We start from the raw sequence: 18,188 nt of genomic DNA, 5'->3' as shown, positions 1-18,188 counted from the left end.
GGGGTATCCCTCAAGGGGTCGGCCGCGCCAGTTCCCGGTCCGCCGGGGCCAACAGCCCTCGCGCGTAGGCGACGCTGACCGCCTCCGTGCGGCTGCTCGCACCCAGCTTCGCCATCACCCGCGACAGGTGCACGCTCACCGTCTTCTCGCTGATGAACAGCTCCGCCCCCACCTGCCGGTTGGTGCGGCCCTCGGCGACGAGTGCGAGCACCGAACGCTCGCGGGGCGTGAGCGGATCGGGCCCGGCCGGTCCGGCATCCGGTGCCGCCGCCTCGAGCTGCACTCCCGCCCGCCGGGCCAGCTCCCGCAGCGCGCCGGTGAGCGGCGCCGCGCCCAACGCGGTGGCGGTGGCGTGCGCCGCGCGCAGGTCGGGCTCGACGAGCACGTGGGCGCCGCCGCTCGCCAGCACGGCCTCGGCGTGCCGCATCAGCGCGTACGCCTGGCGGTACCCGACCGGGCCTGCGCCGCCGGTCTCGTAGTCGAACGCGTCGGCGACCTCCCGCCACGGGCCGGCATCGGACGGCGCGGTGAGCCGGGTGAGCTCGGCCCGCGCGCGCCCCAACCACGCGGTGCCCTCGGGCCCGAGCGTTCCGGCGCGGGGGAGGCCCCGCTCGGCGGCCTGCTCGGCGAACTCCACCATCTCCCGAGCCGCGGCCGTGGCTTCCTCGACCGGCTGCAGCCCGGCGGCCGCCATCTCGACGTGCGCTGCCGCGCCGAGCGCCCCGAGCAGGATGCGGCCCAGGTGCGGGGCCAGCTCGGTGAAGGTGACGATGTCGAGGCCGGCGATGGCCTCGCGGGCGCGGCGCGCCGCCTCGTCGGGCCGGCCCTGCCAGAGCGCGGCCTCGGCGGCCGCCTGGCCCATGAGCAGGATCACCTGCTCGTCGACGGGCGCGGAGTCGCGCAGCTCCTCGAGCCGCCGCTCCGCAGGCGCGAACCGCCCGCGCCCCACCGCGGTGAGCAGGCCGGCCGCGGCGAGCCGGGTGGCGACGACGGCCGACACCGACTCGCCCGCGATCTCGGCGGCCGCCTCTGCCGCATCCCACTCACCGCGCATGAACCGGGCGATCACGTGGGCCACGCGCAGGTTCAGCCCGTACGCGCTCCACGTGGTGCCGGTGGCGGCGGCGCGCTCCTCGCCCGCGGCGAACTCCGCGCCGGCCTCCGCGAGCCGGCCCTCGTCGAGCAGGGAGATCCCGAGCGAGTAGGTGGCGCGCAGCTCGACGGCCAGGTTGCCGGACTGCCGCGCCAGCGGCTTGGCCTCACCGAGGAGCTGCCGGGCGCGTTCCGGGTCGCCGCCGTACTCCGCGCACACGGCGAGCGAGACCAGGGCGTCGGCCCTGGCGGCATCGAGGTCGCCGTCGGGGTCGGCGGGCACGTGCCGGGCCACCGCGAGCGCGGTCTCCGCCTCGGCGACGGCATCGGCGAACTGGTCGATCCGGGTGTGCACGCGGGCGAGCGTGGTGTGGATCCAGGCGAGCTCGGACGACGGCGGCTCGCGTTCGAGCTGCTCCAGCGCCCGGCGAGCCGTGGCGAGGGCCTCCTGCTCCCGGCCCGCGAGATCCAGCAGCCGCAGCGCGTACCGCTGCCCGATCCGGGCGCTCAGCGCGGGGTCGCCCCGCTCCTCGGCGAGCTCGAGCGCCCGCCTGCCGAGCGCGATGCCGCGGTCGGGGTCGCCGGTGCTGCTCGCGCCCCACGCGGCCCAGCGGGTGACCGACCCCTCGTCGACACCCGCCGCCTCCTCCGCGTCGGGCACCGCGCGCCACAGCTCGATGGCCCGTTCGGCGTGCAGCAGCACCTCGGCGGGCGCCTCGCGGTCGTCGGCCTCCATCGCGGCCTGGACCGACGCCGCGAGCGCGAGCCGCAGGTCGTGGCCCGCCATCGCGTGGTGGGCCAGCTCCGCGGCCCGGCCGGGATCGGCGACCCCGCGCGGGCCCGTGCCGCCCGGTACCGCGAGCAGCTCGGCGTAGCGGGCGTGCACCCGGCTCCGCTCGCCGGGCAGCAGCTCGTGGTAGATCGCCTCGCGCAGCAGGGCGTGCCGGAAGTGGTAGCCGTCGTCGGCTCCGAACGCGCCAGGCTCGGGGTCGGCCGCGACGAGGACGTGGTGGGCCACCGCCTCGCGCAGCGCCTGCTCGAGGTCGTCGTCGGGCAGGCCGGACACTGCGGCCAGCCTGCGGTGGCTCACGCGCCGCCCCGCGACCGACGCGATCCGCAGCACGCGCTGCGAGATGGCGGAGAGCCCTTCGATGCGCGCCACCAGCACCTCGACGAGCCCGTGCGGCAGGCCGTCGGAGGAGGCCGACACCAGCTCCTCGGCGAAGAACGCGTTGCCCTCGCTGCGCCGCGCGATCCGGCGCAGCTTCGGCTCGGGAAGGCCGCCATCCGCGAGCAGGCGCACGAGCGACAGCGACTCCCGGGCGTCGAGCGGCCCCAGGTCGAGCCGCTCGACCTGGGGGAGCCGCACCAGCTCCGAGAGCAGCGGCCGCAGCGGGTGGCGCCGGTGCAGGTCGTCGCTGCGGTACGTGGCGAGCACGACGAGCCGCTGGCCGGTGAGCCGGGAGAGCAGGAAGAACAGCAGGTCGCGGCTGGAGCGGTCGGACCAGTGCATGTCCTCCACCACCAGCAGCGCGGGCGTGGTGGCGGTGAGGTCGTCGAGGACCGACAGGACGGCGTCGAACACCTGCAGCTGCCCGAGGTCGCGCTGCTCACCGGTTGCGGCCGCCCTCGCCAGCCCTCCCGGCAACAGGTGGCGCAGCGCGATGTGCTCGGCGACCAGCTCCGGGCGGGTGGCCGCCAGCGCACCCACGATCTCGGTGAACGGCAGGTACGGCAGCGCCGACTCGGCGGTGTCGAGGCAGCGGCCCACCAGCACCGTGAACCCCGCCGCGGCCGCGCGCTCGACCGCCTCGGCGACCAGCCGGGACTTGCCCACCCCGGCGTCGCCCGACATCAGCAGCCCGGTGGGCCTGCCGACCGCGGCGCGCTCGAGGGCACCGCCGAGCGCCGACACCTCGTGCCGGCGCCCCACCAGCTCGATGCCGACCCCCAGCCGCGCCACACCGGTCATCGTGACACGGCGTACCGACGTTCTGCCTCGTCATTGTGCTGTGAGCGATCGGGTTGCGGGGGATCGCTCCGGGGCGACACCCGCCGCGAGCGCCGCGCCCGGCGGGCCAGCCGAGCGAGCCGGTAGTTCTCGGCGTCAGCGAGCAGCGCGGCGCGGTGGTGCTCGGACTCGGCGGAGACTTGTGAGAGGTCGACGAACATGAGACCAGGTTCGGCCTGAGGGCCCGGTCGGCACATCAGGCGATCACGTCGTACTCGCCCCACCGGTCGCGCATCCCGGGTAAGGGTCTGCCATCGGGCCCTTACCCGCCGGAGGCGGCCTCGTCGTGATCAGCTGTGGCTGGGCGCCCTCGGGTGGGCGCTGCGGCGAATCTCGGACCGATCATGACGCGTTGATCGTTGCGACGTCCCGCTCATGGTCCTCCCGGGGACGGTCGCAAGCATGTGATCAATGGGGAGCGCTATCCGAACCCAAGCTGGTAGGCCCGCACGAGGCGGCGGGGGACCACCAGGCGGCGGCCGGCGATCGTGATCGGCACGAGGTCCGGCGCGGTGGCCTTCCACCGCGCCCGGCGCTTGCGGGTGTTCGACCGGGACGAGCGGCGCTTGGGGACGGCCATCAGTGCTCCTCGTGCTCGGTGTCCGGGTGGCCCGCGGTGGTGCGGCCCGCCGGTGGGTCGCAGGGGTCGGTGTGCCACCAGCCGAAGGGGTCGGGCAGCGCGCGCCAGGCTGCCTCGCCCGCGGCCAGTTCGGCGTCGGTCAGCAGCGCGGCGGCGAGGGCGGCCTCGATGCCGGTCGGGTCGGCGTCGTGGGAGAGCACGACTACGTCCTGGGCGCGGTCGCCGAAACGCGGGTGCCAGCCGAGCGACGCGAGCGCGCGCCGTTCGGGATCCGCGGCCGCCCATCCGGCGGCATCCCCCGCGGCCAGCCACTCGCCCGCGTGCCCGATCCGCAGCCCACCCCCGGCCGACTCCAGCCAGAGCACGGCCTCCGGCCGGGTGGCCAGCCAGATCCGCCCGCGCGTGCGCACGACGCCGTCGAGCAGCGCGTCGACGGCCTCGTGCAGCCGTTCGGGGTGGAACGGCCTGCGTGCGGAGAACACCGAGAGCTGCACGCCGCAGTCGCGCCCGAGCGGCGGCTGCCCGCGCAGCAGCGGGGCGTGCACGTCGTCCGGGCGGCCGCGGCGGGCGGTCGCGGGCAGGTCGACGAGCAGCACGCGCGCGTCGAGGTCCGCCAGGAACGCCCGCGTCCCGGTCGGCGCCAGCCGCTCCAGCACGGCGTCGGTGCGGGCGAGCCGCCACGCGTCCGCGGTTCCGGTGTGCACGAGCACGTCGGCGAACTCGGCCTGCCCGACGGCGACCTGCGCCACCGTCCGCTCGTCGTCGGGCAGCTCGGCCAGGCCGCGCTCGTCGACGGTGAGGTCGCCCGTGGCGTCCTCGAGCCAGCTGCCCGCGTCGATGCAGGTGATCACTCCGCGCAGGTCGACGCGGTCGGTGATCGGGGCGCCGTCGACGAGCACGTGCAGGAGCGCCCAGCAGACCGGTTCCGGTTCGAGCGCCGGGTCGAGGTGCAGCACGATCCGCCGCGGGCCGCCCGTCGCGCTCAACAGGTGCAGCTGCGGCAGCAGGTCCTCGCGCAGCGCGCAGGACAGGCAGCCGTGGGCGAGCTCCAGCAGGGTCAGCTCGTCGCGGTCGCCGTGGCGCAGTCGTCGGTGGACCCGCCCGGATCCGATGTCGCGCAGGTCGTGGTGCAGGACGGCCACGCCGGGGTCGAGCGTCCGGATCCGGGCGATGACGGCCTCGGCGCCGGGCAGGTGCAGCCCGCTGAGCACCAGCAGCTCGGGTCGGGTCACGGAATGCCTCCTCGGTCGGGTACGTTGAGCCTAGATGAAAATGAATGTCGTTTATGAGGAGGGTGAGCGATGGCTCGCAACGAACTGCGCCCGATCGTCCGGCTGCGGTCTGTGGCCGGCACCGGCACGACGTACGTGACCCGCAAGAACCGGCGCAACGACCCGGACCGCATGGTGCTGCGCAAGTACGACCCCGCGGTCCGGCGGCACGTCGAGTTCCGGGAGGAGCGCTGATGGCGTTCCCGTCCTGCGCGCCCGCCGGGAGGGGCTGACCGTGTCCCGACGCTGCCAGCTCACCGGGCGCGGGCCCGCGTTCGGCAAGTCCGTCTCGCACTCCCACCGCCGCACGGGCCGACGCTTCGACCCGAACGTGCAGTCCAAGCGGTACTGGTACCCGGCCGAGCGGCGCCACGTCCGGCTGCGCCTCTCCACGGACGCGATCCGCACCATCGACCGGATCGGCGTCGACGCCGCTGTGGCGCTGATCCGGGCCCGTGGGGAGAAGATCTGATGGCGACCACGGCGAAGATCGCCCGCAACGAGCACCGGAAGTCCGTGGTGGCGCGCTACGCCGCCCGGCGCGCGGAGCTGAAGGCCGTGATCGTGCGGCCGTCGGCCACCCCGGACGAGAAGGCACTGGCCCGGCGGGAGCTCGCCCGCCAGCCCCGCGATGCCAGCGCCACCCGCGTGCGCAACCGCGACTCCGTGGACGGGCGCCCGCGCGGGCACCTGAGGGCCTTCGGGGTGTCGCGGGTGCGGCTGCGCGGGCTGGCGCACAACGGTCACCTGCCCGGGGTGCGCAAGGCGAGCTGGTGACCGGCACCCGTTTCCGGGCCTGCGCACGGGTTGTGTAGCATCGTCTGCGGCCGTGCGGGAGTGACCGTCCGCTCGGCCTGCCGCCCCTTTAGCTCAGTCGGCAGAGCGTCTCCATGGTAAGGAGAAGGTCTACGGTTCGATTCCGTAAAGGGGCTCTGCGGGGCGGTGCGTTCCGGCTCCGCGAAGCGGCGTAGCTCAGTCGGTAGAGCAAGCGGCTCATAATCGCTGTGTCGCCGGTTCAAGTCCGGCCGCCGCTACCAGGACCCAGAGACAGACAGCAAGCAGGAGGCACCCGCGATGGCGAAGGCCACGGACATCCGGCCGAAGATCACGCTGGCGTGCGAGCAGTGCAAGCACCGCAACTACATCACGAAGAAGAACCGGCGGAACGACCCCGACCGGCTCGCCATCAAGAAGTTCTGCCCCAACTGCGGCACCCACCGAGAGCACCGCGAGACGCGCTGAGCGTGCCCGACGTCTCGTACGTCGGCAGGGCGCTGCCGCCGACGGCTCCGTACCGGGTCGGCCGTGAGAAGGTCCGGGAGTTCGCCCTCGCCATCGGCGAGGGCGCTTCCGTGTGCCGGGACGTCGACGCCGCCCGGGCCGCAGGCCACCCGGACGTCGTCGCGCCGCCCACGTTCGCGGTCACGTTCACGATGCCGGTGATCGAAGCGTTCCTGCGCGACCCGGCGTTCGGCTGGGACTACCTCCGCATGGTGCACGGCGATCAGTCGATCACCCTGCACCGGCCGATATGCGGCGGCGACGACCTCGTCACCACGATCCACGTCGACGACCTCAAGACCCGCGGCGGGAGCCACCTGCTCACCCTGCGCTGCGAGGTCGCCGACCCTGCGGGCGAGCCGGTCGCCACCACCCGGCTCCTGCTCGTCACGGCCGCCGAGGAGGCGGCGTCGTGACGGCCGTCGGCGACGAACTGCCACCGCTGTCGGTGCGCGTCACGCGCGCCGACCTCGTGCGCTACGCCGGGGCGTCCGGCGACTTCAACCCGATCCACTGGAGCGACCGCGTCGCGGCCTCGGCGGGCCTGCCCGGCGTCATCGCCCACGGCATGCTCACGATGGCGCTCGCCGGGCGCCTCGTCACCGAGTGGGCGGGCGGCCCGGCGGCCGTGCGCACCTACGGCGTGCGCTTCACCCGGCCCGTCCTCGTGCCGGACGACGACGAGGGTGCCCTCGTCGAGTTCAGCGGCAAGGTCACGGCCGTCACCGAGACCGACGACGGCGAGCGCGTCGCGAAGGTCGCGATCACGGCCGCGTTCGACGGGAAGACCGTGCTCGGCCGCGCCGTCGCCGAGGTGACCGTCCAGCCCGGGTGACGCCTCCGGTTGCCCGTCGCGGTCGATGGGTCGATCCTCGGGCACGCCAACATCGGCTCGACCCCGAGGGGAGCACGACGTGCAGTTCGGCAAACTCGTGGACAAGGCGTGGGAGGGCAAGACGGCAGCGGAGGTCCTCAAGGCCCCGCCATCGGCGTTGGAAGGGCTCACCGAGAAGCACGACGAGGCCCTGAAGTCGCTCGGCATCAAGACGGTCGAGGACCTCGGCAAGTGGAAGTACGCCACCCGTGCGGCGGCGCTCGTCGAACTCGCCGATCTCGACAAGTGAGGCAGCGCCGGACGGGCCATGAGCTCGTCCGGCGCCTCTCACCTCGCCTCGGCCAGGAGGGCACCCATCCGCTCGACTCCGGTGCGCAGGTCGTCGTCGCCGAGCGCGTAGGACAGCCGGAAGAATCCCGGCGTACCGAACGCCTCCCCGGGCACCACCGCCACCTCGGCGTGCTCCAGCACGGCGGCGGCCAGCTCCATGCTCGTCTGCGGACGCGTGCCTCGCAGCTCCTTGCCCAGCAGCGCCTGGACGGACGGGTAGGCGTAGAACGCCCCGCGCGGGGTCGGGCACTCGATGCCGGGAATCGCCCGCAGCAGGTCCACGATGGTGCGGCGCCTGCGGTCGAACGCCGTGCGCATCTCGACGACCGCGTCGAGCGGTCCGGAGATCGCCGTCAGCGCCGCCCGCTGCGAGACGTTGGCGACGTTGGACGACAGGTGCGACTGCAGGTTCGCGGCCGCCTTGACGACGTCGCCCGGGCCGGCCAGCCAGCCCACCCGCCAGCCGGTCATCGCGTACGTCTTGGCGACGCCGTTGACCACGATGCAGGTGTCGGCCAGTTCGGGGACGACCACGGGCATCGACACGGCCTCGGCGCCGTCGTAGACGAGGTGCTCGTAGATCTCGTCCGTGATCACCCAGATGCCGTGCTCGACGGCCCAACGGCCGACCGCCTCCGTGAGCTCGCGGGAGGCCACCGCCCCCGTCGGGTTCGACGGCGAGCACCACAGCAGCACCTTCGTGCGCTCCGTGCGCGCCTGCTCGAGCTGCTCCACCGATGGCAGGTAGTCGGCCTCGGGCCCGCAGACGACCGGGACGGCGACCCCACCGGCCAGCGCCACCGTCTCCGGGTAGGTGGTCCAGTAGGGCGTCGGCAGCAGCACCTCGTCGCCCGGGTCGACCAGCGTGGCGAACGCCTCGTAGACGGCCTGCTTGCCGCCGTTCGTGACGAGCACCTGGGACGGGGCGACCTCGAGGCCGGAGTCCCGGCGGGTCTTCTCGGCGATGGCCTCCCGCAGCTCGGGCAGGCCGGCGGCGGGCGTGTAGCGGTGGTTGCGCGGGTCGCTGCAGGCCGCCGCGGCCGCGGCCACGATCGGGGCCGGCGTCGGGAAGTCCGGCTCGCCGGCACCGAAGCCGATGACGGGACGTCCCGCTGCCTTCAGCGCCTTGGCCTTCGCGTCCACGGCCATCGTCGCCGACTCGGCGATGCCGCCGATGCGGGCGGAGATGCGGCGGGTGGCGGGGACCGAGCTCGGGGTGCTGACAGCCATGGCAGCATCCTCCCCCAGCGGGTCACGCACGGCCCTGGTGCCCCGCCTGGGGTGTGCGGTGACGGGAGCCCGTGTGGGGTGCCGTACACTCGACCTGCTGGGTGTACCGCACCGCGGTTCACTCCTCCGTTCATGGGCCGAAGCCCTGAGCGGAGCTGGTCTAGGGGTGTAGCTCAATTGGCAGAGCAGCGGTCTCCAAAACCGCAGGTTGCAGGTTCAAGTCCTGTCGCCCCTGCCACTGCAGGATGTGCTGGATCGGAGTCAAGGGACGAACGGCGGCCGGGCCGCGAGTGAGCTGGAGGATGCGGGCGTGACTGAGGAACGCGAGGCGCGCGGGGACGGGCGGGAGCGCCCGAGCACCGCCGCCGACCGTCGGGGTCGGCGCTCCGGACCTGCGCCCACCGGCGACACGCGGGGCGGCCGGGCCGCGGTCCGCGAGGCCTCCCCGGCGCGCGTGTCGCCCTTCGGCAAGCTCGCCCGTTTCATGCGCGAGGTGGTCGCCGAGCTGCGGAAGGTCATCTGGCCCACCCGCAACCAGCTGGTCACCTACACGATCGTCGTGCTGGTCTTCGTGTCGTTCATGGTCGCGCTGGTCTGGCTGCTGGACCTGGCGTTCGCGCAGGGTGTGCAGTACGTGTTCGGCACGTGACCCCGGCCTCCAGCACGCACGACACGAACGAAGGAAGCGAGAGGCACGTGACCGAGCGCGAGGCTGACCAGCTCGATGGCGCGGCGGAGGCCGTGGATGCCGTCGAGGAGCCGGCCGCGGCCGCCGACGCCGAACTCACGGACGCCGACGACAACACCGACGGAACGGACGCCGACGACACCGACGTCGACGACACGGCCGCCGAGGCCGATGACGCGGATTCCGCCGCCGAGGAGGCGGACGCGGAGTCCGCCGCCGACGACGCGGACTCCGCCACCGAGGCCGCCGATGCCGAGGCCGCCGATGCCGAGGCCGCCGATGCCGAGGCCGTCGAGGAGGAAGCCGACCCGATCGAGGAGATGCGGGCGGCCCTGCGACGCGCCCCCGGCGACTGGTACGTCGTGCACTCCTACGCGGGCTACGAGAACAAGGTCAAGACCAACCTCGAGACCCGCATCCAGACCCTGGACGTCGAGGACTACATCTTCCAGGTCGAGGTGCCCACGGAAGAGGTCACCGAGATCAAGAACGGGCAGCGCAAGCAGGTGCAGCGCAAGGTGCTGCCCGGCTACATCCTCGTCCGGATGGACCTCAACGACCAGTCGTGGGGCGCGGTCCGCAACACCCCCGGCGTCACCGGGTTCGTGGGCGCCACGTCGCGCCCGTCGCCGCTGTCGCACGACGACGTCATCAAGTTCCTGCTGCCGCGCACCGAGCCCAAGCAGCCCGCGGCTGCGGGCGCAGGCGGCGGCAAGGCCGACGCCTCGGCGGCATCGGGTGGCAAGGCGGCGGTCGAGGTCGACTTCGAGGTGGGTGAGTCGGTCACCGTGATGGACGGCCCGTTCGCCACGCTGCCGGCCACCATCAACGAGGTCAACATCGACGCCCAGAAGCTCAAGGTCCTCGTGTCCATCTTCGGCCGCGAGACCCCCGTCGAGCTGGCGTTCAGCCAGGTCTCGAAGATCTGACCCACGCCGCGGCAGGCAGGTCCGCGGCGCGCAGGAAAACCACGACAGGGAAACGACATGCCTCCCAAGAAGCGGAAGCTTTCCGCGATCATCAAGCTCCAGATCAAGGCGGGCGCAGCCACGCCCGCCCCGCCGGTGGGCCCCGCGCTCGGCCAGCACGGCGTCAACATCATGGAGTTCTGCAAGGCGTACAACGCCGCCACCGAGTCGCAGCGCGGCGACGTGGTGCCCGTCGAGATCTCGGTGTACGAGGACCGCTCGTTCACCTTCGAGCTCAAGACCCCGCCCGCGGCCAGGCTGCTGCTCAAGGCGGCTGGTGTCGAGAAGGGCAGCGGCGAGCCGCACCGCAACAAGGTCGCTTCGGTCACCATGGAGCAGGTGCGGCAGATCGCGCAGACCAAGATGCGCGACCTCAACGCCAACGACGTCGACCAGGCCGCCAAGATCATCGCTGGCACCGCCCGGTCGATGGGCATCACCGTCGACGGCTGACCGTCACAAGACAACAGGCAAGCGTGGGAGAGCCGGGCGCGGCTCGCACCACGACCTGATCCGAAACAGAGGAACAGAGCATGGCTCAGCGCAGCAAGGCCTACCGCCAGGCCGCCGAGAAGATCGATGATGACCGGCTCTACAGCCCGCTCGAGGCCGCCGGTCTGGCGAAGGACACCTCGAGCGCCAAGATGGACGCCACCGTCGAGGTGGCGATGCGGCTCGGGGTCGACCCCCGCAAGGCCGACCAGATGGTCCGCGGCACCGTGAACCTGCCTCACGGCACCGGCAAGACGGCGCGCGTCATCGTGTTCGCCACCGGTGACAAGGCCGCGGAGGCCGAGGCCGCAGGCGCCGACGTGGTGGGCGCCGAGGACCTCATCGAGCGCATCCAGGGCGGCTGGCTGGAGTTCGACGCGGCGATCGCCACGCCGGACCAGATGGCCAAGGTCGGCCGGATCGCCCGCATCCTGGGCCCGCGCGGCCTGATGCCGAACCCGAAGACCGGCACCGTCACCCCGGATGTCACCAAGGCCATCCAGGACATCAAGGGCGGGAAGATCAACTTCCGGGTGGACAAGCAGGCGAACCTGCACATCGTCATCGGCAAGGCCTCGTTCGACACCGAGAAGCTGGTGGAGAACTACGGCGCCGCCCTCGACGAGATCCTGCGGGCCAAGCCCTCGGCCGCGAAGGGCCGCTACGTGAAGAAGATCACGATCTCCACGACCATGGGCCCTGGCATCCCGGTCGACCCGAACCGCACCCGCAACCTGCTGGTGGACGACGCCGCCACCGCCTGAGCACGGTTCACCGAAGCCCCCGGCGCCTCCCGCGCCAGGGGCTTCGGTGCATTCAGGCCGCGACTCGCGCGCACGGAGCCCGCGACTCGCGGGAAGGAGGCCTCCCCGTCCCCGCGAGTCGCGGTATGAGTGCGGGTGGGTCGGGGTCAGCGCGACCAGTCGGCCAGGACGTGTTCCACCGGCTCCGGATCGCGCGGGGGGTCGGGGAGCTCCGTCGTCGTCCGGGAGAACCTCGGAGCCGGGGCGGCCTGGGGCACGCCGTCGCGTTCGACGACCGTGCCGCGGGCGGCCAGATGGGGGTGGGCGGGCACCTCGGCGAACGACAGCACCGGCGTGACGCACGCGTCGGTGCCGGCGAACGCCTCCGCCCACTCGTCGCGGTCGCGGCCCACGAAGACCTCGGTGAACCGGGCCCGCAACGTCGGCCAGCCGGCACGGTCGTACTGCGCCGGCAGGTCTTCGCCGTCGAGGCCGAGCCCGGCCAGCAGCGCGGCGTAGAACTGCGGCTCGAGCGCCCCGACGGCCACGTGCCTGCCGTCGGCGCAGGTGTACGTGTCGTAGAACGGCGCGTACCCGTCGAGCAGGTTCGCCTCGCGCGCGTCGGTCCACAGCCCCTGCCCGCGCATCCCCCACACCATCTGGACGAGGAGCGACGCGCCGTCCACCATCGCGGCGTCGACCACCTGGCCCTGCCCGGAACGCTGCGCTTCCCACAGCGCGGCCAGCACGCCGACGACGAGGAGCATCGACCCGCCGCCGAAGTCGCCGACGAGGTTCAGCGGCGGCACCGGCCGCTCCCCGGCCCGGCCGATGGCGTGCAGGGCGCCGGTCAGCGAGATGTAGTTGATGTCGTGCCCCGCGCGGGTGGCCAGGGGCCCGTCCTGCCCCCACCCGGTCATGCGCGCGTAGACGAGGCGCGGGTTGCGCGCGTGGCAGTCGGCGGGGCCGACCCCGAGCCGCTCGGTGACGCCCGGCCGGTAGCCCTCCAGCAGCACGTCGGCGTGTTCGACCAGGCGCAGCACGGTCTGCCGCCCGGCCGGGTCCTTGAGATCGGCGGCCACGCGGCGCCTGCCGCGCAGCGTCGGGTCGGCGCCCGGCTCGCCGATCTCGAGGCTGCCGGTGGGCCGGTCGACGCGGACGACGTCGGCGCCGAGGTCGGCCAGCACCATCGCGGCGTGCGGCCCGGGCCCGATCCCGGCGAGCTCCACGACCTTCACCCCGGTCAACGGCCCTGTGTTCACGTGCCTCCGCTCCGCCCCGGTCTCGTCGCCCGTTCCCCTCCCCGCGGAGCGGCACCGGCCCGCAGGCACCCTACATACCCGTCCCGGTCCCGGGCCGCGATCACGCCACCGCGACGGGTTCGCTCTCCACGGCGGTGCCCGGGCGGTCGAGTTCGGCCCACGCCGCGGCGAGGCGGTCCACCGCCTCGTCCATCCGGTCCCGCCGAAGGGTGAACGGCAGCCGCAGGTATCGCTCGAACGCCCCGTCCAGGCCGAACCGGGGCCCGGCCGCGAGCAGCACGTCGTGTCGCCGGGCGGCGCCGGCCAGCCGGCTCGACCCCGGCCGGCCGAGATCGACCCACAGGCTCAACCCGCCGCCGGGCCGGGACGGACGCCAGTCGGGGAAGGTCCGGGCGAGCCGGTTGAGGAGGTGGTCGCGGGCGGCGGCCAGCTCGCGGCGCCTGCTCGCGATGACGGAGCCGTGATCGGTCAGCAGCCGGGCGAGGGTGAGCTGTTCCAGCACCGGCCCGCCCAGGTCGATGCCGGCGCGGGCGGCGGCGAGCCGGCGCACCATCGCGGCCGATGTGCGGATCCAGCCGATCCGCAGCCCGCCCCAGAACGTCTTGCTCGCCGACCCGATGCTCAGCACGAGCGATGAGTCGGCGGCGCCGTGCGCGGCGACGGGCACCACGGTCTGGCCGTCCAGCACGAGGTCGATGAGCGTCTCGTCGACCAGCAGCGTGGTGCCCGTCCGCCGGGCCAGGTCCACGAGCCGGGCCCGGTCGGCGCGGTCGAGCAGGGCGCCCGTGGGGTTCTGGAAGTCGGGGATGACGTAGGCGAGGCGCGGCGCGGCGTCCCGGACCGCGGACGTGAGCAGGTCGAGGTCCCACCGGCTGCCTCCGTCCGGGTCGGGCGCCATCGGGACGGGGACGGGGCGGGCACCGCGGGTCGTCACGGCGCCGAGTGCGTTGGGGTACGTCGGGTGCTCGACGAGCACGCGGTCACCCGGTCCGGCCAGCACCATGAGGGCGAGGTGGATCCCGTGCACACCACCGGCGGTGACCAGCACCTGGTCGGGCGTGGTGGGGAGGCCCGCGGCGCTGTACTTGTCGGCGATGGCCGCGCGCAGGGCCGGTTGGCCGCCGAGGTCGTAGCCGTGGCCGGCCAGCAGGACGTCGAGGTCCTGGACGGCGGCCGCGGCCGCAGCCCGAAGCGCTTCGCCCGGCGCGGGGAGCGCGGCGTGGGCGAGGTCGTACAGCGGGCTGCCGCCGAGCGGCGAGAACGGCGCCGGGCCGGCGTCGTCGGGCGGGCCGGCGGGAAGCCGGGTCCAGCTACCGGCCCCGCGCCTGCTGCGGAGCACGCCGGCGCTGCGCAGGGCCTCGTAGGAGGCGGCCACCGTGGTCCGGCTGACCGCGATGGCCGCGGCGAGCTCGCGCTCTGCGGGCAGCCGGGTCTGGAGCGGCAACCTCCCGTCGAGGACGAGCAGCCGGATCCGGTCGGCCAGCGCGCCGGCCAGTCCCTTCCCGCCGGGTGGACGCCAGTCGCCGAGCAGCCGGGCGAAGCTGCGCGCACCGATGCGGCGCTCGATGTCGGCACGCTCCACGCGGTCCACCTCCAGGATTGGCACTGCCCAAGCAGGCCAATCCTACGAGCACCACGCCCACTGGCCGCCCGACCCGGCTTTCGCCCTGGTCGGATCAGGCGTTCAGCAGGTCCGTGCGGCCGGCGGTCTCGAGGTGCTCCCGGTACGGGCCGAACATGCCCTTCGCCATCGGGAGAACGGTGAGCAGCTTCGCCACCGGCCCCTTGGCCCGCACCTGACCCTTGGCGAGCGCGACCGGGAGGATCACCTTGCCGAGCCAGAACCGGTTGCCGGTGTCGGCGGTCATGAACAGTTCGACGTTCGGGTCGGGACCGGCGCCCGCGCCCTCGTGGACCTGCGTGTTCGCCATGTCCACCGTGAGCACGGCGTCCGGTTCGGCGTAGGTGATCCGCAGGACGATCCCGCTGGGCCGCAGCTTCTCCACCAGCACCCGATCCTCCATCCCACGCCGGAAGATCCCGCCGAGGAACTCGTAGACCTCGGCCTCGTCGCGAAACGCCGCCACCGCCACCCTCCCGTCCGTCGCCGACCGGGGAAGTCTGACCCAGGCCCGGGCGGGCGGGGACCCCACGATCGGGCCACGTCCGGCCCACGCGGGCCAAGTCGGAAGCGGGGAGGAACGTCAGCGAGCGCGGGGCGGCCCGTCGTCCAGCAGGCCGTGGCGACCGGCGAGAGCTGCGGCCTCGATGCGGTTCGCCGCGCCCAGCCGGTGCAGCAGGCTCGCGATCATCCGTTTGGCCGTCCGCTCGCTCACGAGCACGACCTTGGCGATCTCGCTCGTCTCCAGGCCCCGTGCGAGCAGGGCCCAGAGCTGCAACTCCCGCTCGTCCAGCCGCTCCACGATCTCGCTGCCCGCGCGGTCGCCCACGGCGAGCAGCGCGTCGAGCAGGTCGGGCGGCACGACCCGGACCCCGGCCGCGACCGTCAGCAACGGCGCGACCAGCACCTCCGGATCGGCCGACTTGGCCAGGAAGCCGGCGGCCCCGGCGCGCAGGGCAGCGGTGGCCAGCCCGAGGTCCTCGGTGCCGGAGAGCGCGAGGATCCGCGTGCGGGGGTAGGCCGCGGTGATCCGCCGGATGGTCTCGACGCCGCCCAGCGGGGGCAGCGCGAGGTCGACGATCGCGATGTCCGCGGCCTCGCGCCCGACGAGCGCGACGGCCTGTTCGCCCGCTGTGGTGGAGCCGGCCACCTCGAAGGTGTCGCCCGCGCGCGACTCGAGCAGCAGCGCCAGGCCCTGCGAGAACAGGGCGTGGTCGTCGACGATGACCACGGCGTACCGGCCCTCCCGCACAGCAGGACCGTAGACCCGCCCGCGGTGCGAGATGCTGGCGCCGTGCCCAGTGTTCCCGGCGACGGTCCCGCCGCCGTGCTGCGCTCGGTCGAGGAGCGCACCGCCGTGGTCATCCGGCTGCTGGTGGTCTGCTCGGTGGGGTTGGCGCTCGTCGTGGAGCCGGGGCTCGCCCGCGGCCGGGCTCCGTTGCTCGGGGCGCTCGTGCTGGCGACGCTCGGCTACGGGCTGGTGCTCGCGGTGGCGCAGTGGCGTGGCCGGCCGTTGGTGCCGCCGCGGCTCGCGACCTCGATCGACGCGGCGCTCGCCCTGCTGGCCTGCGCCCTCACCGGCGGTGCGGACAGCGTGATGGTCGCGATCCTGCCGCTCGTGGTGATCGCGGTGGCGCTGCGGGGCGGCGTGGTGGTGGGCCGGCTCGGGGCCCTCGGTGTGGGCGCGGGGTTCACCGTCGCCGCGCTCGCGGGCTCCGACCCGCAGGTGCCGACGGCCGACCGGTGGGCGGCCGGCGCATGGTGGACCGGCTACCTCGTGGCGGCCGCGGTGCTCGTCGGGGTGCTGCTGCGGATGCTGGAGCGCCAGTACGAGGACGCGGCGGAGTCGCGGGCGCGGGCGCGGGCGGAACACGAGGCGTTCCTGGAGGAGCGCGACCTGCGGTCCCGGTTGCTCGCCGCTCAGCAGGCGCGGCTGGACGGCGTGCGCGTCGTGCTGCACGAGTTCCGCACGCCGGTAGCGTCGCTCACCGCGCTGTCGGCCGACCTCGCCGCCGACCGGCTCGCCGGCCCGGCCCGGGAGACGGCCACCCGGCTGCTCGCCGAGCACGCCGTGCACCTGCGGGACATGCTCGACGGCCTCGCCGACGTCGCGGTGCAGGAGGGGAGCCCGCTCGGGCGCGTGCGCGAGCGGACGGTCCGGCTCGCGGAGCTGGCGGGCGCCGTCCTCGACGCGGCGGGGGTCGCGCCGGAGCGGCGGGTGTCGCACGTCGAGCCGCCGGAGGCCGCCGTGCGGTGCGATCCGCAGCGCCTGCGCCGCGTGCTCACCAACCTCGTCGAGAACGCCGCCCGGCACAGCGGGGACGCCCCGGTCGAGCTGGTCCTCCGGCACACCGACGGGCGGCTGGTCGCCGAGGTCCGCGACCGCGGCCCCGGCCTCCCGCCGGGCCAGGAGGGTGTGGTCACGGCGAAGGGGGTGGCCCTGGGGGAGCGCCGGGGCACCGCCGGGCTCGGGCTGTGGATCGTGGAGGCGCTGGTGGCGGCGATGGACGGCGAGCTGCGCCTCCTCCCGCGCGAGGGCGGCGGCCTGGTCGCCCGCCTCGCCCTCCCGGTCCCGGCCGCCTGATCGGGTGGTGTGGCACCCGCGGGCCAGCGCAGGAACCCGTGGCCCGCTGCGGGTGTGCGTGATCGCGGTCATGCTCGTCGCATGAAGACCAAGGCAGCGGTGCTCTGGGAGCTCGGGGGCAAGTGGGAGGTGGGCGAGGTCGAGCTCGACGGGCCCCGTGCGGGCGAGGTGCTCGTGGAGCTCGCGGCGAGCGGCCTGTGCCACTCCGACGAGCACCTGGTCACCGGGGACCTGCCGGTCGCGTACCCGATGGTCGGGGGCCACGAGGGTGCCGGTCGGGTGGTGGAGGTCGGGCCCGGCGTCACCGAGGTGGAGGTCGGCGACCCGGTCGTGATGACGTTCCTGCCCAGCTGCGGGCGCTGCAGCTACTGCGTGCGCGGCTACACCGCCCTCTGCGACGACGGAGCGGGCGCCACGCTGGGCCCGCAGCTCGACGGCACCTACCGTTTCCACGCCCGGGGGGCGGACGTGGGCCAGATGTGCCTGCTCGGGACGTTCGCGCGGCACACGGTGGTGCCGGTCAAGTCGGTCGTGAAGATCGACGAGGGGTTTCCGCTGCACCTGGCCGCGCTGGTGGGCTGCGGTGTCACCACCGGCTTCGGCTCGGCCGTCCGCACTGCGGAGCTGCGGGCGGGCGACACCGCCGTCGTGATCGGCATCGGCGGCATCGGTGCCAACGCCGTGCAGGGTGCGCGGATCGCGGGCTGCCGCTACGTCGTCGCGGTCGACCCGGTGGAGCTCAAGCGGGACAAGGCGCTCGAACTGGGTGCCACGCACGTCGCCGCGAGCATCGACGAGGCGTGGAACACCGTCTCGTCGATAACACGCGGGCAGCTCGCCGACGCCGCGATCCTCACGACGGGAGTGGCGGAGGGCGCGCAGCTGCAGCCGGCGCTCCAGCTCGTCGGCAAGCGGGGCCGCGTCGTCGTCACGGCGCTCGGACACCCCGGCGAGGACACGGTGTCGATGTCGTTGCTGGAGCTCACGCTCTACGAGAAGCAGGTGCGCGGCGCGCTGTTCGGTAGCTCGAACGGACAGCACGACGTGCCCCGGCTGCTCGAGATGTACAACCTCGGGCAGCTCAAGCTCGCCGAGCTGATCACGCGCGAGTACGCGCTCGAGGAGATCAACACCGGCTACCAGGACATGCGGGAGGGTCGCAACATCCGCGGCCTCATCCGGTTCTGAAGGGAACACGAC

21 protein-coding genes and 3 tRNA genes are annotated in these 18,188 nt (G+C 74.0%); 16 read left to right on the top strand and 8 right to left on the bottom strand.

Annotated elements, in window-relative coordinates; all coding sequences use genetic code 11:
* Window positions 1-10: 10 nt before the first annotated feature.
* The 3 genes from ACU436_RS11095 to mrf form a co-directional block, all read right to left on the bottom strand.
* Window positions 11-3,064, bottom strand: a complete 3,054-nt coding sequence (locus ACU436_RS11095) for a helix-turn-helix transcriptional regulator (RefSeq protein ID WP_459024191.1) — start codon at window positions 3,062-3,064, stop codon at window positions 11-13.
* 460 nt (window positions 3,065-3,524) lie between these two features.
* Window positions 3,525-3,683, bottom strand: a complete 159-nt coding sequence (rpmF, locus tag ACU436_RS11090; RefSeq protein ID WP_459024189.1) for a 50S ribosomal protein L32 — start codon at window positions 3,681-3,683, stop codon at window positions 3,525-3,527.
* Entirely contained in the window at window positions 3,683-4,915 is a 1,233-nt protein-coding gene (gene mrf / locus ACU436_RS11085; RefSeq protein ID WP_459024188.1) for a ribosome hibernation factor-recruiting GTPase MRF, read from the bottom strand. Before mrf ends, rpmF begins: the two co-directional genes overlap by 1 nt.
* A gap of 69 nt (window positions 4,916-4,984) precedes the next feature.
* On the opposite strand from mrf, the gene rpmG (ACU436_RS11080) reads away from it, so the two are divergent.
* The 9 genes from rpmG (ACU436_RS11080) (at window position 4,985) to ACU436_RS11040 (ending at window position 7,359) form a co-directional block, all read left to right on the top strand.
* Complete coding sequence (gene rpmG, locus ACU436_RS11080) at window positions 4,985-5,149, top strand: 50S ribosomal protein L33 (protein WP_459024187.1); 165 nt, start codon at window positions 4,985-4,987, stop codon at window positions 5,147-5,149.
* 40 nt (window positions 5,150-5,189) lie between these two features.
* Entirely contained in the window at window positions 5,190-5,426 is a 237-nt protein-coding gene (gene rpmB, locus ACU436_RS11075) for a 50S ribosomal protein L28 (RefSeq protein WP_459024186.1), read from the top strand.
* A complete protein-coding gene (gene rpsN, locus ACU436_RS11070) occupies window positions 5,426-5,731 on the top strand; it encodes a 30S ribosomal protein S14 (protein WP_459024184.1) in 306 nt (101 codons plus the stop codon). The genes rpmB and rpsN overlap by 1 nt, the downstream gene beginning before the upstream one ends.
* Before the next feature lie 82 nt (window positions 5,732-5,813).
* Window positions 5,814-5,886, top strand: a tRNA-Thr gene (locus ACU436_RS11065).
* A gap of 29 nt (window positions 5,887-5,915) precedes the next feature.
* A tRNA-Met gene (locus ACU436_RS11060) sits at window positions 5,916-5,991 on the top strand.
* Window positions 5,992-6,028: 37 nt separating this feature from the next.
* Window positions 6,029-6,196, top strand: a complete 168-nt coding sequence (gene rpmG / locus ACU436_RS11055; protein WP_345607895.1) for a 50S ribosomal protein L33 — start codon at window positions 6,029-6,031, stop codon at window positions 6,194-6,196.
* Window positions 6,197-6,198: 2 nt separating this feature from the next.
* Window positions 6,199-6,651 (top strand): FAS1-like dehydratase domain-containing protein, encoded by a 453-nt coding sequence (locus ACU436_RS11050; protein WP_459024182.1) that lies wholly within the window; start codon window positions 6,199-6,201, stop codon window positions 6,649-6,651.
* On the top strand, window positions 6,648-7,070 hold the full coding sequence (locus ACU436_RS11045) for a MaoC/PaaZ C-terminal domain-containing protein (RefSeq protein ID WP_459024180.1): 423 nt from the start codon (window positions 6,648-6,650) through the stop codon (window positions 7,068-7,070). Before ACU436_RS11050 ends, ACU436_RS11045 begins: the two co-directional genes overlap by 4 nt.
* 79 nt (window positions 7,071-7,149) lie before the next feature.
* Window positions 7,150-7,359 carry a hypothetical protein gene (locus ACU436_RS11040; protein WP_459024178.1) on the top strand — a complete coding sequence of 70 codons (210 nt, stop codon included), beginning with the start codon at window positions 7,150-7,152 and terminating at the stop codon, window positions 7,357-7,359.
* Between the two features lie 38 nt (window positions 7,360-7,397).
* Here the strand turns inward: ACU436_RS11040 and ACU436_RS11035 are convergent, their stop codons facing one another.
* Window positions 7,398-8,630 carry a pyridoxal phosphate-dependent aminotransferase gene (locus ACU436_RS11035; protein ID WP_459024176.1) on the bottom strand — a complete coding sequence of 411 codons (1,233 nt, stop codon included), beginning with the start codon at window positions 8,628-8,630 and terminating at the stop codon, window positions 7,398-7,400.
* A gap of 162 nt (window positions 8,631-8,792) precedes the next feature.
* Between ACU436_RS11035 and ACU436_RS11030 the strand changes: the two genes are divergently transcribed.
* The 5 genes from ACU436_RS11030 (at window position 8,793) to rplA (ending at window position 11,542) form a co-directional block, all read left to right on the top strand.
* Window positions 8,793-8,868: transfer RNA gene (locus ACU436_RS11030), tRNA-Trp, on the top strand.
* 72 nt (window positions 8,869-8,940) lie between these two features.
* Window positions 8,941-9,279, top strand: a complete 339-nt coding sequence (secE, locus tag ACU436_RS11025) for a preprotein translocase subunit SecE (protein WP_459024174.1) — start codon at window positions 8,941-8,943, stop codon at window positions 9,277-9,279.
* 47 nt (window positions 9,280-9,326) lie between these two features.
* Entirely contained in the window at window positions 9,327-10,247 is a 921-nt protein-coding gene (gene nusG, locus ACU436_RS11020) for a transcription termination/antitermination protein NusG (protein WP_459024172.1), read from the top strand.
* Between the two features lie 57 nt (window positions 10,248-10,304).
* On the top strand, window positions 10,305-10,739 hold the full coding sequence (gene rplK / locus ACU436_RS11015) for a 50S ribosomal protein L11 (protein ID WP_459024171.1): 435 nt from the start codon (window positions 10,305-10,307) through the stop codon (window positions 10,737-10,739).
* An 80-nt stretch (window positions 10,740-10,819) separates the two neighbouring features.
* The gene (rplA, locus tag ACU436_RS11010) at window positions 10,820-11,542 is read left to right on the top strand and encodes a 50S ribosomal protein L1 (RefSeq protein WP_459024170.1); all 723 of its coding nucleotides are present in this window, start codon (window positions 10,820-10,822) and stop codon (window positions 11,540-11,542) included.
* A gap of 146 nt (window positions 11,543-11,688) precedes the next feature.
* Here the strand turns inward: rplA and ACU436_RS11005 are convergent, their stop codons facing one another.
* The 4 genes from ACU436_RS11005 to ACU436_RS10990 form a co-directional block, all read right to left on the bottom strand.
* On the bottom strand, window positions 11,689-12,783 hold the full coding sequence (locus tag ACU436_RS11005) for a CaiB/BaiF CoA transferase family protein (RefSeq protein WP_459024169.1): 1,095 nt from the start codon (window positions 12,781-12,783) through the stop codon (window positions 11,689-11,691).
* A 100-nt stretch (window positions 12,784-12,883) separates the two neighbouring features.
* Window positions 12,884-14,365, bottom strand: a complete 1,482-nt coding sequence (gene yczR / locus ACU436_RS11000; RefSeq protein ID WP_459024168.1) for a MocR-like transcription factor YczR — start codon at window positions 14,363-14,365, stop codon at window positions 12,884-12,886.
* Window positions 14,366-14,459: 94 nt separating this feature from the next.
* The gene (locus ACU436_RS10995) at window positions 14,460-14,870 is read right to left on the bottom strand and encodes a sterol carrier protein (protein WP_459024167.1); all 411 of its coding nucleotides are present in this window, start codon (window positions 14,868-14,870) and stop codon (window positions 14,460-14,462) included.
* A gap of 117 nt (window positions 14,871-14,987) precedes the next feature.
* The gene (locus tag ACU436_RS10990) at window positions 14,988-15,656 is read right to left on the bottom strand and encodes a response regulator (RefSeq protein ID WP_459024166.1); all 669 of its coding nucleotides are present in this window, start codon (window positions 15,654-15,656) and stop codon (window positions 14,988-14,990) included.
* Between the two features lie 42 nt (window positions 15,657-15,698).
* Between ACU436_RS10990 and ACU436_RS10985 the strand changes: the two genes are divergently transcribed.
* The gene (locus tag ACU436_RS10985) at window positions 15,699-16,988 is read left to right on the top strand and encodes a sensor histidine kinase (RefSeq protein ID WP_459024165.1); all 1,290 of its coding nucleotides are present in this window, start codon (window positions 15,699-15,701) and stop codon (window positions 16,986-16,988) included.
* Between the two features lie 81 nt (window positions 16,989-17,069).
* Window positions 17,070-18,176, top strand: a complete 1,107-nt coding sequence (locus tag ACU436_RS10980) for an NDMA-dependent alcohol dehydrogenase (RefSeq protein ID WP_459024164.1) — start codon at window positions 17,070-17,072, stop codon at window positions 18,174-18,176.
* Window positions 18,177-18,188: the final 12 nt, after the last annotated feature.

It is taken from the genome of Pseudonocardia wallangbongensis (assembly GCF_054486945.1).
Note: the sequence above shows the minus strand (reverse complement) of the source record. Positions and strands in the feature narration are given on the sequence as shown.

What these genes read in the sequence shown, in the direction of transcription:
- ACU436_RS10980 (WP_459024164.1), top strand. Translation starts at nt 17,070, where the DNA reads ATGAAGACCAAGGCAGCGGTGCTCTGGGAGCTCGGGGGCAAGTGGGAG.
- rpmG (WP_345607895.1), top strand. Translation starts at nt 6,029, where the DNA reads ATGGCGAAGGCCACGGACATCCGGCCGAAGATCACGCTGGCGTGCGAG.
- ACU436_RS11035 (WP_459024176.1), bottom strand. Translation starts at nt 8,630, where the DNA reads ATGGCTGTCAGCACCCCGAGCTCGGTCCCCGCCACCCGCCGCATCTCC.
- rplA (WP_459024170.1), top strand. Translation starts at nt 10,820, where the DNA reads ATGGCTCAGCGCAGCAAGGCCTACCGCCAGGCCGCCGAGAAGATCGAT.
- rpsN (WP_459024184.1), top strand. Translation starts at nt 5,426, where the DNA reads ATGGCGACCACGGCGAAGATCGCCCGCAACGAGCACCGGAAGTCCGTG.
- rpmF (WP_459024189.1), bottom strand. Translation starts at nt 3,683, where the DNA reads ATGGCCGTCCCCAAGCGCCGCTCGTCCCGGTCGAACACCCGCAAGCGC.
- rpmG (WP_459024187.1), top strand. Translation starts at nt 4,985, where the DNA reads ATGGCTCGCAACGAACTGCGCCCGATCGTCCGGCTGCGGTCTGTGGCC.
- rplK (WP_459024171.1), top strand. Translation starts at nt 10,305, where the DNA reads ATGCCTCCCAAGAAGCGGAAGCTTTCCGCGATCATCAAGCTCCAGATC.
- ACU436_RS11095 (WP_459024191.1), bottom strand. Translation starts at nt 3,064, where the DNA reads ATGACCGGTGTGGCGCGGCTGGGGGTCGGCATCGAGCTGGTGGGGCGC.